This is a genomic window from Limosilactobacillus rudii, assembly GCF_014145455.1.
Classification (GTDB): domain Bacteria; phylum Bacillota; class Bacilli; order Lactobacillales; family Lactobacillaceae; genus Limosilactobacillus; species Limosilactobacillus rudii.
The window spans coordinates 126,249-140,986 of record NZ_JACIVB010000060.1; the positions used below are offsets into that span (position 1 = coordinate 126,249).

Consider the following 14,738-nt stretch of genomic DNA (forward strand, 5'->3'; position numbering starts at 1 on the left):
TCCATTGCGATCATTCCTCCTATTGTTGTTTTAGTTGGGGATGAAAATAGTGCTTCCGACATACAGGATAATACGATTCATTACCACCAATTTGAACCTGCTCACCCTCGTAGACCGGTTTTCCGTCATGAATTCGCAAATTCATTGTTGCCTTACGTGGGCAAAACCAACAAATTGTTTTCATTTCCTCAATCTTATCAGCATAAATCAGCAAGTACTTTGACCCCTCAAATAATTCATTACGGAAATCATTTTTGAGACCAAATGCCATTACCGGAATATTTAATTCATCAACAATCTTGATTAATTGCAGGACATGTTCCTTTTTTAAAAATTGGGCTTCATCAATTAAGACACAGTATACTTTATGGTCTATCCCTTTAACATAAGCGTAGATATCCGTATCATCCATTATTGGCTTTACTTTTCGCTCTAATCCAATGCGGCTTGCAATAACCCCTTGACCAGAACGATTATCCACTCCACTAGTCATCAAAACAACTGGCTTCCCCTGCTCTTCATAATTATGAGCAACTTTTAAAATATCGATTGATTTACCGGAATTCATCGCGCCATATTTAAAAAATAGTTGTGCCACTACAATTGCTCCTTTTTTGTTTGCATAGTACTTTTTATTATATCCAAAAATTTGTGTCATTTAAATAGTTCTACATTGGAAGAAAACTATTTTTACAACAAAAGACTTAAAGCTTATAATAATTTCTACTTAATAACTTTCTTTTTAGCACCGTTAAGTTTAAAATTAAACGGTAAAATTTAAACATCATATATTATTACAATTTATACGAAAGGACTACAATCATTCATGACAGTTCGAAGTTCATTTGCTGAATTTGCTGGACGGTCAAGCTACTGGTTCCTCCATACATTTATGAATGGTGGAAGCTCTCTTCCAGGAAAGCTTACACTAAAGCTTGATCCCAATATTCTGCAGGCCTTTAGCAAAAAATACGACCTTGTAATTATAACAGGGACAAACGGTAAGACCCTCACCACCGCCTTGAGCGTTCGGGTTCTCCGGGAAAAATATGATCAGGTACTCACTAATCCCACTGGTTCTAATATGGAACAAGGAATCGTAACTACTTTTATTACCGCTCCTCGTCCGAAGAAAAAAGGATTAGCAGTTCTTGAAGTCGATGAAGCAAATGTAGTAAAAGTATGCCAATACATTACCCCAATTGCTTTTGTTTTTACTAATATTTTTCGTGATCAAATGGATCGTTATGGTGAAATCTATACAACCTATAATAAAATTCTAAAGGGCGTTAAATTAGCACCAAAGGCCACCATTATCGCAAATGGAGACGAGCAGCTTTTTAATAGTAAAGAGCTGCCCAATCCCGTTATCTACTATGGCTTTAATCACGAAGAAAGGGCGCCATTCAATGCTCCTGCTAATACCGATGGCCTTCTTTGTCCAAAGTGTCAGCATATTTTAAAATACAAAATGCGAACCTATGCCGGCCTCGGTAATTACTTTTGTCCCAATTGCGGGTTCCATCGTCCCACTTTAACCTATGCCGTAACCAAGATTGATAAGCTCACGCCTACCCACTCAACCTTCGAGATTGATGGGCAAGAATACACTATTGGAATTGGGGGGCTATACAACATTTATAATGCATTAGCCGCATACTCACTCGGGCGCTTTCTTGGCGTTAGTCAGACCCAGATCAAAGATGCCTTTGAATCCGACGAACGCGTCTTTGGTCGACAAGAAGTTATTAATATTGACGGTAAGCAGGTAACGCTCATTCTGGTCAAAAATCCGGTGGGGCTTAACCAAGTCCTTGATATGATTGAAACTGACGAAAAGCCGTTCAGTTTTGCATTCTTATTAAATGCTAATTACGCTGATGGCATTGATACTAGTTGGATTTGGGATGGCGACTTTGAAAAACTTGCCCGCCATCAAATTCCACAGTATATGACTGGTGGAGAACGCTACAAAGATATAACTACCCGCTTAACAATGGCTGGAATAAAGGAAATGTGGCATGAACCTGATCTTACTCAAGTAATCGACAAGATTAAAGAGATGCCAACAGAACACGTATATATCCTTGCTACTTACACAGCCGTTCTTCAGCTACGGAAACAATTAGCAGATAAGGGGTACATCAAAGGAGGAATGGATTAATGGCAAAATATCATTTACACCTTGCCCATCTTTATGGTGATCTCTTAAATACTTACAGTGATGTCGGAAATATCATTGCCTTACAATACTACGCTAAGCAAATGGACACTGATATTGATGTCAAGGTTGTTAGTATCGATAATAACTTTAATCCTGATGAGTTTGACTTAGCACTCTTTGGTGGCGGCCAAGATTATGAGCAATTGGTCGTTTCAAAGGATCTCCCTAACAAACACGATGCGATTGATAAGTTTATTAACGAAGGCAAACCATTTTTAGCTATATGCGGCGGTTACCAATTACTTGGTCATTATTATATTGGCGCTGATGGTAAAAAAATTCCCGGATTAGGAATTCTTGACCATTACACTTTAAGCCAAGATAATCATCGCTTTATTGGTAACATTACAATAAAAAATGAGGAAAGCGGTCAAGAATATCACGGCTTTGAAAATCACAATGGGCGAACCTTTCTTGGAAAAGGAGAGCGGCCTCTAGGAAAAGTTATCTCTGGAAACGGTAATAACGGTGAGGACCAAACTGAAGGTGCAATTTATAAAAACACCTACTGCTCATATTTTCATGGACCAATTTTAACCCGTAATGGCGAAATTGCTAAAAAAATCCTTCTCGCCGCCCTTGAATATAAGTACCCTAATGCCGATCTTAGTAGCCAAAAGGCGCTCAAGATTGTGCCGACATTTTAGTTAAGGTGACAAATATTGGATCAAACAATAACATTTGTATTTACTATTATCTTTTTAGTAGAAAGTTTTTGGGAAGTTCGCCTCTTTTCCCAATTGCAACTGCTAGCCATTCAAAATCCTACCAACGTTCCACCAAGATTTGCCAAAGTTATGCGGCTTGAACGACGGTGGAATTGGATATCGTGGATTTTAATCATATTACTTTTTCTCACTTCATCTCACTTTACTATTTTATTAGTTAGCTTGATTACCCTAATCGAAACTTACGTTGTTTGGCGAATGGACAATATAAAAAGCAACATGATTAGTGAATGAATTGCCTAAAATAATGCAATATTATAAATGGGTTTCAGTGTTCGGCAAGACCGAATACTGAAACCCATTTTTGATTATGAAATCGTAAGAGCAAAACGAAGATCAACTTTTACTACACACATTCTTAAAAGCTTATTTTCCCATCAATAATCAAAAGTAATGCCACGAATCCCGCAAGCGCAATTATTACTGCCAGCCACTTCTCTTTCTTCGTCATTTTACTTGGTGCTCTTACAAAAAGCGGAATTCCAAGGGCAAAGATAATTGCACTAGCAAAAACATATTCAAGCCCCGAAGCAATTAACATGTATACAGCATAAACAGATGCAAGAGATGCCACAATCTTAAATCCCAATCCAAGTCTTTCATTAAAGGCCAGTTTCAAACCATATAAGGCAGATAATAGATATGCAACTAGTGTCATCGTTGCAGCTAATGTATAAGCAACAGTATACGCAGTTTGTAATTGAGGCAATAGTAATACTAATAGGCAAATCTGCATAATTAAAGTGTAAACAATTAATGCAAATCCCGGAACATTATGTTTATTAACAAGTTTAAAAGCACGTGGCATATCCTTATCATAACTTGTCACATACGCAATTTCCGGTCCAATCATAAACCAGCTTAGCAATGCTCCCAATAAAGAAATTAACAAACCGCCCTTAATAATTAAACTTCCTACGGCTCCTAATGCTGTGTGATTAAGTGTGGCAGCAAGTGGTACCGATGCTTGACTCAGTTCCTTTGCGGGGAGAATTCCCATGGGTAAGATAGAAATTGAAATGTAGAGGATTAATACAATTACAAAGCTAATAACCGTCGCCTTTCCAACGTCTTTTGCTTGCTTAGCTCTTCGCGACATCGAAACTGCCGCTTCAATACCAACAAAGCACCAGACAATGGTACTCATCGCACTACTTATCTGCTCACTTAATGATGCCTGATGATGATTAACAGCCAATACGGTTGACCAATCTGGAACACTAAAAACATGGGGTTGAAAGGCAAAAATTCCTACTATAACCACCAAGAGCAATGGCAAAATCTTAAGAATTGTAATAGCCGCATTTAAAATACTAGCTTCGTGAACACCAAACCATACGATTACAGTATATCCCCATAATATTATCGAACCACCAATAAAACACCATAATGGAGAAAGTTGATGCGTTCCGAGCATGCTATTCAGGGTCTTAAAGAAAAGCGAGATAAAAGCAATATTTCCAAAAACTGCTCCCATCCAGTAACCCCAAAAAGAATTAAAGCCAACGTAATTACCAAAGCCTTCTTTAGCGTAAGTATAAATTCCACCATTCATCTCCGGCTTTATAATCGACAGCTTGTAAAAGACTAGTACTAACATCAAAATACCAAGGCCACCAATCAGCCATGCGATTAATGACGCTAATGGGTTTGCCTTCAAAATCAAGTCGGTTGGACTATTAAATATTCCGCCACCAATAATCGTTCCTACAATTAAGGTGATTAAGAGGAAGAGATTTAACTTCTTTTCCTTCACCTTAATCACCTCACTTATAAATATTCTTAAAATGTGGAATAATTATACATTATTTACCTAGCTAATAGCAATGGTTCCATTAGCAACTAACCAAATTGCGACAATACTTAAGATCAAAATTAATGCCATTGTCCACTTTTCAGCAGTTGTAACTTTCCGTGCATTTTCTTTACATGCCAAGTAATAAATGTAAAATCCTGGGATAAAACTAATCGATACCAACAACACTTCTTGCCAACCAGCTAAGAACATGCAGGCAAACATGAACGCAGCGGAAAGCAATCCAATCGTAAACTGTCCCCATTCTTGATGTGCAGAACTGTACTTCATTTGGTAAAGTCCAACAAATAAGTATGAGAATAAAATTGCTGCACTACACAAGGAATAAGCAAATTCATAAGCCTTATCAGTGAACAACAAGGAGAATAAGAAGATTGTCTGTAATACGGCAGTAATCATTAACGAAGCAGTTGGTGCCTTCTTAGCGTTAACTTTTCCCCAAACGCTTGGCATCGCCTTATCATCAGCAACTAACATGGTTGTTTCAGCTGGTAGCATTGTCCATGAGAGCCAGGAAACAATCGTTGAAATGATCAACCCAACGTTAATCAGAATTGAACCCCAATTACCGACAGTTGCTTGTAAGACATGACCAATAGCCGGTTGCCCCATTCCGGCCAATTCTGCTCGAGTTAAGGCGCCATAAGGTAAGATGGAAATTAAAACATAGATAACAACCAAAATCCCAAAACTAACAAGTGATGCTTCTCGTGCCGCAGTCAATGACTTAGCACGGCTAGCCATTACTGACGCACCTTCAACACCGATAAATACCCAAATTAATGTCATTAAGGTACCTTTCATTTGTTCCCACACAGAACCAGTTGTTGTCCCTTTAGAAGCATTATCAGCAACCCGGCCCCAGAAGTCAGCGGTAAACATTCCGGCCTTAAAGCAAACAACCATCATAATGATGAAAATAACTAACGGTAAAACCTTGCAGATTGTTCCGATCATGTTAACAAATGATGCGCTTTCCACTCCATTATTAACAAGAATGGTTAGTAACCAACAAAAGATAATCGCTACAATAATCGACGGGAGGTTCTGTCCACCTTTAAATGTCGGGAAAAATGTCCCAATCGAACTCATTAACATAGTAGCAAAGGCGATGTTCCCTAACCATGCAGACAGCCAATACGACCAACCAGAAATAAATTCACCAAGCGGACCAAAACCTGCTCCCGCATATGAAAAGATTCCTGACGTAAGATCTGGTCGTTTTTCTGATAGGTTATTTAGGGAAAGAACCAACATTAAAAATCCAATTCCAACAAAGATCCATGCCAACAATGCAGGACCCGGTGCCGCAGCAGCAGCAACATCACTAGTAATTCCGAATATTCCAGTACCGATACATGAACTAACGATTAAAGCAATTAATTCGCCCTTACCGATACCTTTCTTTTGTTCCTCCATAAAGATATTCCTCCTATGCTTTTTACGAATGCATGTGTTGAATAATTAAGTCATAGATCATTTTAGCGTCATCATTATTTTTACTAATGATAATTAAGGTATCATTACCGGCAAGCGTTCCTACAACTTCAGGAATATCAAGTTCATCAAACATTCCCGCGAGAATTGTTGCATAACTAGAATTAAGGGCGGTTTTTATTACATTCATGAATTGGACAGTCTCTATTGTCCGTACATTATCATGAATCCCTTGGTACAATCGGTCAAAGCCATGCTCTGGCGTTACATGTAACTGTACATAGTGGGTATGACCATCGCCATCGTTAGCCTTTACAATATTTAATGCGTGAATGTCGCGAGAAATCGTCGCTTGGGTTGTCTCAAACCCGGCATCTAATAACAGTTTTAGCAGTTCATCCTGTGTTTCAATTTTACGGTCATTAACAACCTGCTCAATAAATTTTCGTCTTGCCTTTCGATCCATTCGTGTTCCCTTCTTATCAAATTAATTACACTAAAATGATACAAGAAAAAGCAGCAAAATTATACCCTTTCTAAAATTCGTTCAGATAAGTTTGCTGCTTTTATTAATCTATTTATTTCTTGAGATCTTCACGAACAATTGGACATGACATGCACCGTGGACCACCACGACCCCGTGATAATTCGCTTGAACGAACCTCGTGAACAAGAATGCCATGTTTACGCAGCAAATCATTTGAGACATAGTTCCGGTCATAAGTAACAACTTCACCTGGAGCAATTGCTAACGTGTTAGAACCATCATTCCACTGTTCACGTGGGGCAATAATTGGGTCTCCGCCACCAGTAGGAATCAAATCAATTTCAGACTTATCAAGTGCCTTCTCAAGAATTTCCTTGAGGTTTGTTTCATGAGTAATTGAAATTTCACCATTAGCGGCAGGGTGCATAATATATGCATCAACATGGCCACCATCACGGAGGATTGCCGGATGAACTGTAAATTGATCATAATTAATCATTGTAAATACAGTATCAAGGTGCATCATTGCATGATTATGTGGAATATGAATAGCGATAACAGTATCGTAATTAGACTTTTCAAAAAGGCTTTCAGCTAATTCAGTAATAGCCTTAGCTGATGTCCGTTGAGAAATACCAATTGCTAATACTTGGTCACTAAGAACTAGTTCGTCTCCACCTTCAATCCGACCTTCTGGGTAACGACTGCGCCATACGTTAACACCCTTATCAGCAAAGCGTGGGTTGTGTTTAATAATGTATTCGGTAAACAATGATTCACGTTGACGTGCTTTGAATGTCATGTGATTGATTGTGATTCCGTCCCCAATACATGCTTGTGGGTCACGCGTAAAGTAAGCATTTGGCATTGGGTCCATGTAGAATGGATAATCCTTATCTTCAGCTAACTCAGCAAGCGACACATACTTAGTCTTAATTTCATCTTTCCGCACACCAGCGATAATCTTATCAACCATGTCTTTTGTGCTAAAACTAAGTAAGTATTCCTTCAATGCATCGTGAATTGCGCCCCCGGCAAACCCTGATTCAGCAATAATCTTTTCTAGGAATTCATCCTTAATATTATTATCTGCTAATGCATCGGTTAAAAGATTTTCAAGATACAATACCTCTGTACCGTTATCACGCAACGTTTGCGCAAATAGGTCATGTTCTTCTTGAGCAATTGGTAAGTATGGAATATCATCTACTAGCATTCGGTGAAGAATATCAGGATAAACATTCTCAATTTCCCTACCAGGCCGATGCAACATAACTGTCTTAAGCTTCCCAATTTCTGACGTAACATGAATTGGACTTTGCATACAATATCACTCCTTTTTGAAGTATCACTTGAGTACACTTATATAATATTTGTTTATGTAACCGTTGTCAAACACTGATATAACAGCATTTAGTGAATTATAACAATAGAAGTTATTAATATAAATAATTAGCATTTTTTATACATTGCATTGACCTAAATTGCATATTTTAAGAACAAGCTTATTCATTACCATGAATATAAATTTCACAAAGTTTTTTCTTTTTCTATGAGGTACGTAGCAAAAAGGTGGTCACGTGCTGATAAATATTCCTGATTATTAGCAGTCGGATGAACACGGTTAGTTAACACAATAAATCCCTGATCATTTTGACGATCCAGTACCATCCATGTCCCCGTAAATCCGGTATGGCTGATTAGAAGATGATGATCAGCACTAACCGCATGAAATAATTTCCAACCAAGTGACCGAGTATGAGGACCGGGAATGCGGGTTTGGTCTTCAAACATTGCGTTCACTATTTGCGAAGATAATAATCCATTTAAATTACTTTCAATTAATGCATGACTAAAAATAGTTAAATCATCTAAAGAAGCAAATAAGCCAGCACACCCGCAATGTTCTTTCAGGATGAAGCCCTTCGGATCATGGGTCGTACCTTTAATCAACCCTCGTTTAGTTTGCACTTCTGTTGGCACACAATCCTGTGGCGCCGGGTTAAAAGTTGCAGTTGGCAAATTTAAAGGTTTTATTACCCGTTCTGTAATTACTTGTTGAACCGGTTTATTACAAATTGTTTCAATAATCCACCCTAAATAAAGATAATTTACATCAGCATACTTTATTTGCCGGTTTAGGCTATCTTCCACATGCATATCAGCTAAAAACGCTCTCTTTAGTTCAGGCGCGTTCAATTCGTCACGATGAGGAATATATCCAGCAATTCCTGAAGTATGCGTTAATAAATTACGAACTGTTGGCCGCGAATCCTTAAACGCTGGTAAAAATTTATTAACCGGATCATCAAGTTTGAGCTGACCCGCTTGAATCAGGATTGCAATTACTGGGACAGTCCCAATTACTTTAGTTAGTGAAGCGACATCGTATAACATTCCATCATGTAATTTTTCAGGGGTCGGATATACTTGAGATAATCCAGTTACTTCTTTTATTGTGTCATGATGGTCAAAAATCACGTAACTAACTCCTGGAACAATCCCCTCTTTTACCATTTGATGCAGTTTCGTAATTGTCATATCATACTTACTCATCCTTATTCGCTCCTCGTATTATATTAAGTGTTATCAATTTTAACTTAATTATATTAATAGGGGAAAGAAGATTTAATTTATTGAACACAACCAGCCAAATATGACAAAAAAGTTAAAAATATTACAAAAACGTTTCAAAAGGCGGTATAATAAATGTGTAAGATTGATAAAACAATTCTAAGAGAGATATGAGGGGGTCATTAAAATGACGAAGATGACAAGTAAGGTTTTAACAAGTTCGTTAGTAATTTTGACTGCACTAGGATTAGCTGGATGTACTAATAGTGCAGCGGCCCCATCATCAAAGACGTCAACCGCTACTACTAAGGTTACCAAGCAAGCAAATAAAAAAACTGCTACTTCTTCAACCAGTCAAAAAGCAGTTAAAGTTCATGATACCTCAGCTAATTCCAGTACTTCGTCAACAAAATCGAATTCAAATAGTCAGGCTAAAGCAACAGCTACCAGTCAGGCTAATAAGCAGGTAAGTAGTTCAATGAGCAGTAGCAGTAGTAAAGCTGCTCAATCAGTAGATACAAGTTCAAGTGCAACTGTCGCTAATAACGACAAACAAGTGTTAACAAGCTTTGTTAAGACAAGCGGTGTCCAACAAGATGGTAATCATTATTACGTTACTAAAAATAATCAAAACAATAATTACCAAATTGAAGTGCGGAATAATCAAGGCGGCGATCCAAATATCGCCCACCTTACCGGTACCTACCAATATGATCCGACAACAAATCAAATTCACGAAATGAATCCAATTATCGGAAGCTACGATAATTAAGCAATTATTTTAATTAAAGAAAATACCCCAAATCGGCTGACAAGCTGATTTGGGGTATTTGTCTTTGAATTGCCACAAGGATGGCTACTACTCTGTTACATCCTTATCTTTAGGGATCGGATTATTTTCTGATCTCTTATTAGTACTTAGAACAGTCCTTTAAATGCGGCAAAGATTCCTTTTTTATTTGATACTGCTTCACCATTCTTAACTGACTGTGGTTGTTTAGTATCGTTTGTTACTACTTTGGAGTCCTCGGCACTATGCGGTGTTACCGCTACTAACTTATTTAATTGAATTACATATGTTTGTTTTCCCGGTCCAAAATGATGGTCTGCCGGAAAGTTATTATTTTCAAGCACATATCCCTGGCCTTCTAATGCTTTAATTTCGTTTGCGGGATCATAGTCAAATTCTGTGCCAGTCTTTCCCTTTAATTTTTCTACTTTAATTTCTTTACCAAATTGGTCATTAAATTTCACAATAATTTCTGCGGGTTCTGGAGTGTATGTAATGCTTTCTTCATAATCATCAGCATCTTTATCTACTTCTAACGACGGCACAGTATCAGCCTCATATCCTGCTACTGAAACAGGAGTATACTCAGGTAAAATCCCGGTAGTCCAATCCTGCCAAATATCTTGACCTGTAACATCATCATGCACCCCTTGACGTACTGCAATCGCTTCTTGAACAACCTTCTGATGAGTCAAGTCTGGCATCACAACTTCAATTGTCCGAGTTACTTTGTGTTCATTTTTTAGCGGTGTTGTCTTATGTGTTAAGTAAACATAGTATTGTTGTTCTGGACTTCCAGCAAAATACTCCCCAGTTGTCGCCCCGTTATCGGCCTTAAACAGCTCATAGCCATCTGCCGCAAAGTCTCGTAACTTGTTAGTATAGTTTTCTCCCTCAGCAACATCTAAATGTTGAGTATAACTCTTTAGTATTGTCCCCGAGGTTGGCTTTACAAGCGGTAAGCGATCAAATGGCACATCAACATAAAAGACCGTAATTGGCTGAGCCTGTGACTCATGCTTACTTACTACAATCTGATATTCTTGCGGCTGACCATCATTTATCGCATTAAAGCGCGCATTCTTCGGCAGTCCATTATCAACAATCAAGTAGCCCTGTTCAGCTAACTGATTAATTTCGTCCGTTGGTGAATAATCAATTAATTCACCGGCAAGTCCCGTTAACTGTTGTTTACTAATTACTTTGCCATCTTCATCAACAAATTTAACCGTAACGTCAACCTTCTTTGGGTCATACGTAACATTAAGGCTACTATCTTTGGTAGTTAACGAAATTGACTGCTCAGGAACATCCCAACTGGTGTAACCTGGAATCGTTGGTGCTTTTACAGCTGGTAATGTTGCTGAACTCCAATCACTCCACGTCTTTTCACCAGTCGTCATATCAGTAATTCCAAAACGCTGAATACGTCCTTTTTGCTTAATAGTTTGCTTAGCCCCATTAGGCATATTAAATATGATGGTACGAGTAACTTGATGGTCTTCATCAATTTTCTCAACCTTGTGTGTTAAATAAACATAATAATCACGAGCAGGTTGTCCGCCATCATAAGTTCCTTCTTTTGCGCCATCTTCATATTTAAAAATTTCATAACCGTCAGCTGGTCCCCATAGTTGGTTATTATAAGTTGTATCTCCCTTACCGGTAAAGGTTTGTGTATGATCATTAAGAACCTTACCGTCACTTGGCTGTAACTCAGCTTTAGGCTTATCAATCGCATTTACAAGGTCGACATAGTAAACGTTAATTGTTTGTTTATTTTCAACTACGGTAATAGTTGTAGGGGAAGTAATCAGCATATTTTCATCTTCACTACCATTAAGAAAATATCCGATCATCACATTATACGTGCCCGGTTTAGCACTATCCAATTCTGAATTATCAATAATAAATGTTTGTTCAGGATTTACCGTTACTTCCTCATTACTTGCAGATAGTCCTTTTAATTTAACTATTCCATCATCTGGTGTCCACTTATCTTTTGCTTCAGCTTTTAACGTAAAATCTTTAGTAACTAAAAGCTGATGTACAACAATATAAGGAATAAAATCAATGGCTTCAAAATCTAACTGTTCAGTTGGTACAGTAAAAGCATAAGCATTCATCAATTTTCTTCCTGTTTCATCAACATCAACGGAGTATCCATTTTCCTGAATTGCACTCTGGATAGCAGTTAAGGTAAAGAAATAATGCCCACCTTGCCATAACACATTCTCAATATTTTCCGTATCATCAATCACAGTCGTATCACCAAAATTGCTAATACTATACGGAACATCTCCTAAAGTTGGCATAATCTCTTGTACTTCAGGTGACAAAACCTGATAACCACTATCTGTCCGATCAAGAGCTACAAAGTGAATGTCTTGATAATCATCATGAGCAAAAATAGGTGTACTTAACCGAAAATTTAATCGTGACGTCGTATGCTGGTTGATCGTTAAATCATAGAACGCATACTCATTCAAATGATAAGTTGTTTGACTACTTACCTTTTCACCGTTAACAATCTTAAATGGAAATTCAACCCGATATGAGCTATTAGGCAACAATGATCCAAATACCATTATTGCAGTAACTTTTTCCCAACTAAAATCATCCCGCTGCTTTAAAGTATCAACTGTAGAATATTCTCCCTCATGGCCTTGATAACTATAGGTAATGTCAAATCCTGGAATAACATTTCCCTCTTCATCCTTGTATTCAAAGCCATCAAATTCATTGACTCGTGATCCATCAATAACTAATTGGGCTTTATCGTTACTGTCACTTTCAAAAGTCGGAAGTGTATAAACTACTTCAACTGATTTAGCCGTTTCTGTCGTGTTTTTTAGGTGTCCGTAACCACATAAATCTACCACGTCTTTATAGTTGACTAGGGAGGCTGTTTGGTCCATTCCGCTTCGGCTGACAAGGGAACGATCCTTACCATGGTTTACACGATTAGTTGCTTGCAAGTATGTCCCATGCTGAAGCCCATCTAAATCATCATTTAATTTATAAACACCTAATGCAGGATTATTTTTTATTACAGGCTCTTGAATGCTTAGCTTCTGCTGCTGGGCTGCAAAATTAGGCACTGATTCTAGCAACTTCTTCATTGAAGATGATTCGTTCAATGAAACAATACTTGAAGCAGATAAATCGTTCTTTACCTTTACTTGTCCCCCAATAGTTTCAGTTGAAACAAGATTTACACCAATCACTTTATCTTTTTTTGTTTCATCTGTCTCAAGCATTTCTAATCCCCCTTAAATACTTTTATAGTTCGATAACTATTATTTCACCATTGAGTATAATATACTCATTTGTTATTTCAACACTGATAAATCTTTTATTTTACTTTGTATCCTTTTATTTATAACAGATTAGTTGATATATCAATGTTTTTAAGATATTTAATATAACAAAAAAGGGCAAAATAATAATTTTTCATATGAAAAAATTATCTTTTGTCCTTTAAAATCAATTATTCTTTTATCACTAGATATTTAAATACTATTTTTAGTATTGCGGACCATCTGTAACATACCCATCATTTTCCTGAGTATTTTCACTACTATGCGTATTGCCAGAAGGGGCAGGATTAGATGATGTCGTATTATGCCTATTACCAGTACCACCACCATAGTAATGCGGTGCACGGTAAGTACTACCATAACTTCTTGATGAATTATTATTAGAAGCAGCCGTAGTATTAGTAGCATTATTTGAAGAATTACTATTATTACTTTGTGCAGTTGTTGAAGTAGAACTAGAGTGTGATGAGGAAGTAGCTGAACTACTTGTAGAAGAAGTCGTTACAGAACTTGAACTGGCTGAAGTTGAACTACTACTTGAAGACGAACTATCAACATCATCATTAGCTTCTACTTTTAACTTTTTGGTTACTTTTTGATTCCCACGTTCGGCAATAATGTCATACGTTCCTGCAACATCAAAAGTATAACTATGTTTTACAAGAGATTGACCTTTACTTGCCTTAAAGGTCTTAACGATTTCTTTGCTTTTGTGACCACGAATAGTTAACGTTGTCTGTGGTGAAACCTTAAAATTTACTTTAGCTTCGCCATTAGCATTCATCTCAACTTTCTTATTAAACTGAACTGAAACCTTACCTAGGTTATCATCATTAGAAGCTGCATATTCAACATTTTCTGTCTTACTGGTCTGGTCAGACTTTGCTTCTTGGTGACGTGAATGAACACTCTCAAAGGCAATGCCCCCAATACAGATTACTAAGACAGCTACTAATGTCCAGTTAAAGAATACTCGTCCTCCGCTAACAAAGTTATTACCGCTACGATTTTTTCGTAATTGTGAAATATATTGAGCAGCTAAAATAATAATCGCAATAATTGCTAGTACTATCATTAAATTCATTACTCGCATAATTAATCCACCAAATCCATCCTATTCTTTTTCTTGCGTTCCCAAACCATCATAGCATTAAATCACTATTTTCTTAACGTTTTTTTTAATTTTGTAATATAAATTAAAAAAAGTCTGTCACTCAATATTAATGAGCAACAGACCCAATCTGTAATCACCCGCACGGGGATCGAACCCGTAACTCCGCCTTGAGAGGGCGACGTCTTAACCAATTTGACCAGCGGGCAATAACGTACAAGTAAGATTATACGTTATTGTTTTGTATTCGT

Annotated in this window: 11 protein-coding genes and 1 tRNA gene; 3 read left to right on the forward strand and 9 right to left on the reverse strand. The window is 37.4% G+C overall.

Annotation, left to right across the window (positions count from 1 at the left end):
* Positions 1-19: 19 nt before the first annotated feature.
* Positions 20-598, reverse strand: a complete 579-nt coding sequence (locus H5S39_RS08790) for a thymidine kinase (RefSeq protein WP_182596732.1) — start codon at positions 596-598, stop codon at positions 20-22.
* Between the two features lie 228 nt (positions 599-826).
* Here H5S39_RS08790 and H5S39_RS08795 point away from each other — a divergent pair, with 228 nt between their 5' ends.
* Positions 827-2,164 carry a Mur ligase family protein gene (locus tag H5S39_RS08795; RefSeq protein ID WP_182596733.1) on the forward strand — a complete coding sequence of 446 codons (1,338 nt, stop codon included), beginning with the start codon at positions 827-829 and terminating at the stop codon, positions 2,162-2,164.
* Entirely contained in the window at positions 2,164-2,871 is a 708-nt protein-coding gene (locus tag H5S39_RS08800) for a type 1 glutamine amidotransferase (protein WP_182596734.1), read from the forward strand. The genes H5S39_RS08795 and H5S39_RS08800 overlap by 1 nt, the downstream gene beginning before the upstream one ends.
* Positions 2,872-3,310: 439 nt before the next feature.
* Here H5S39_RS08800 and H5S39_RS08805 read toward each other — a convergent pair whose 3' ends face one another.
* The 5 genes from H5S39_RS08805 to H5S39_RS08825 all read right to left on the reverse strand — a co-directional run bounded on the left by H5S39_RS08805 (position 3,311) and on the right by H5S39_RS08825 (position 9,248).
* Positions 3,311-4,717 carry an amino acid permease gene (locus H5S39_RS08805; protein ID WP_182596736.1) on the reverse strand — a complete coding sequence of 469 codons (1,407 nt, stop codon included), beginning with the start codon at positions 4,715-4,717 and terminating at the stop codon, positions 3,311-3,313.
* A gap of 48 nt (positions 4,718-4,765) precedes the next feature.
* Entirely contained in the window at positions 4,766-6,187 is a 1,422-nt protein-coding gene (locus H5S39_RS08810) for a basic amino acid/polyamine antiporter (RefSeq protein WP_182596737.1), read from the reverse strand.
* Between the two features lie 22 nt (positions 6,188-6,209).
* The gene (locus H5S39_RS08815) at positions 6,210-6,671 is read right to left on the reverse strand and encodes an arginine repressor (protein WP_182596738.1); all 462 of its coding nucleotides are present in this window, start codon (positions 6,669-6,671) and stop codon (positions 6,210-6,212) included.
* Positions 6,672-6,783: 112 nt separating this feature from the next.
* Entirely contained in the window at positions 6,784-8,016 is a 1,233-nt protein-coding gene (arcA, locus tag H5S39_RS08820) for an arginine deiminase (protein WP_182596739.1), read from the reverse strand.
* A gap of 206 nt (positions 8,017-8,222) precedes the next feature.
* Positions 8,223-9,248, reverse strand: a complete 1,026-nt coding sequence (locus H5S39_RS08825) for a serine hydrolase domain-containing protein (protein WP_182596740.1) — start codon at positions 9,246-9,248, stop codon at positions 8,223-8,225.
* Between the two features lie 205 nt (positions 9,249-9,453).
* Between H5S39_RS08825 and H5S39_RS08830 the strand changes: the two genes are divergently transcribed.
* The gene (locus tag H5S39_RS08830; protein WP_182596741.1) at positions 9,454-10,038 is read left to right on the forward strand and encodes a hypothetical protein; all 585 of its coding nucleotides are present in this window, start codon (positions 9,454-9,456) and stop codon (positions 10,036-10,038) included.
* A 146-nt stretch (positions 10,039-10,184) separates the two neighbouring features.
* Here the strand turns inward: H5S39_RS08830 and H5S39_RS08835 are convergent, their stop codons facing one another.
* The 3 genes from H5S39_RS08835 to H5S39_RS08845 all read right to left on the reverse strand — a co-directional run bounded on the left by H5S39_RS08835 (position 10,185) and on the right by H5S39_RS08845 (position 14,696).
* Complete coding sequence (locus H5S39_RS08835) at positions 10,185-13,316, reverse strand: mucin-binding protein (protein WP_182596742.1); 3,132 nt, start codon at positions 13,314-13,316, stop codon at positions 10,185-10,187.
* A 265-nt stretch (positions 13,317-13,581) separates the two neighbouring features.
* Positions 13,582-14,469 (reverse strand): hypothetical protein, encoded by an 888-nt coding sequence (locus tag H5S39_RS08840; RefSeq protein WP_182596743.1) that lies wholly within the window; start codon positions 14,467-14,469, stop codon positions 13,582-13,584.
* A 154-nt stretch (positions 14,470-14,623) separates the two neighbouring features.
* Positions 14,624-14,696: transfer RNA gene (locus H5S39_RS08845), tRNA-Glu, on the reverse strand.
* Positions 14,697-14,738: the final 42 nt, after the last annotated feature.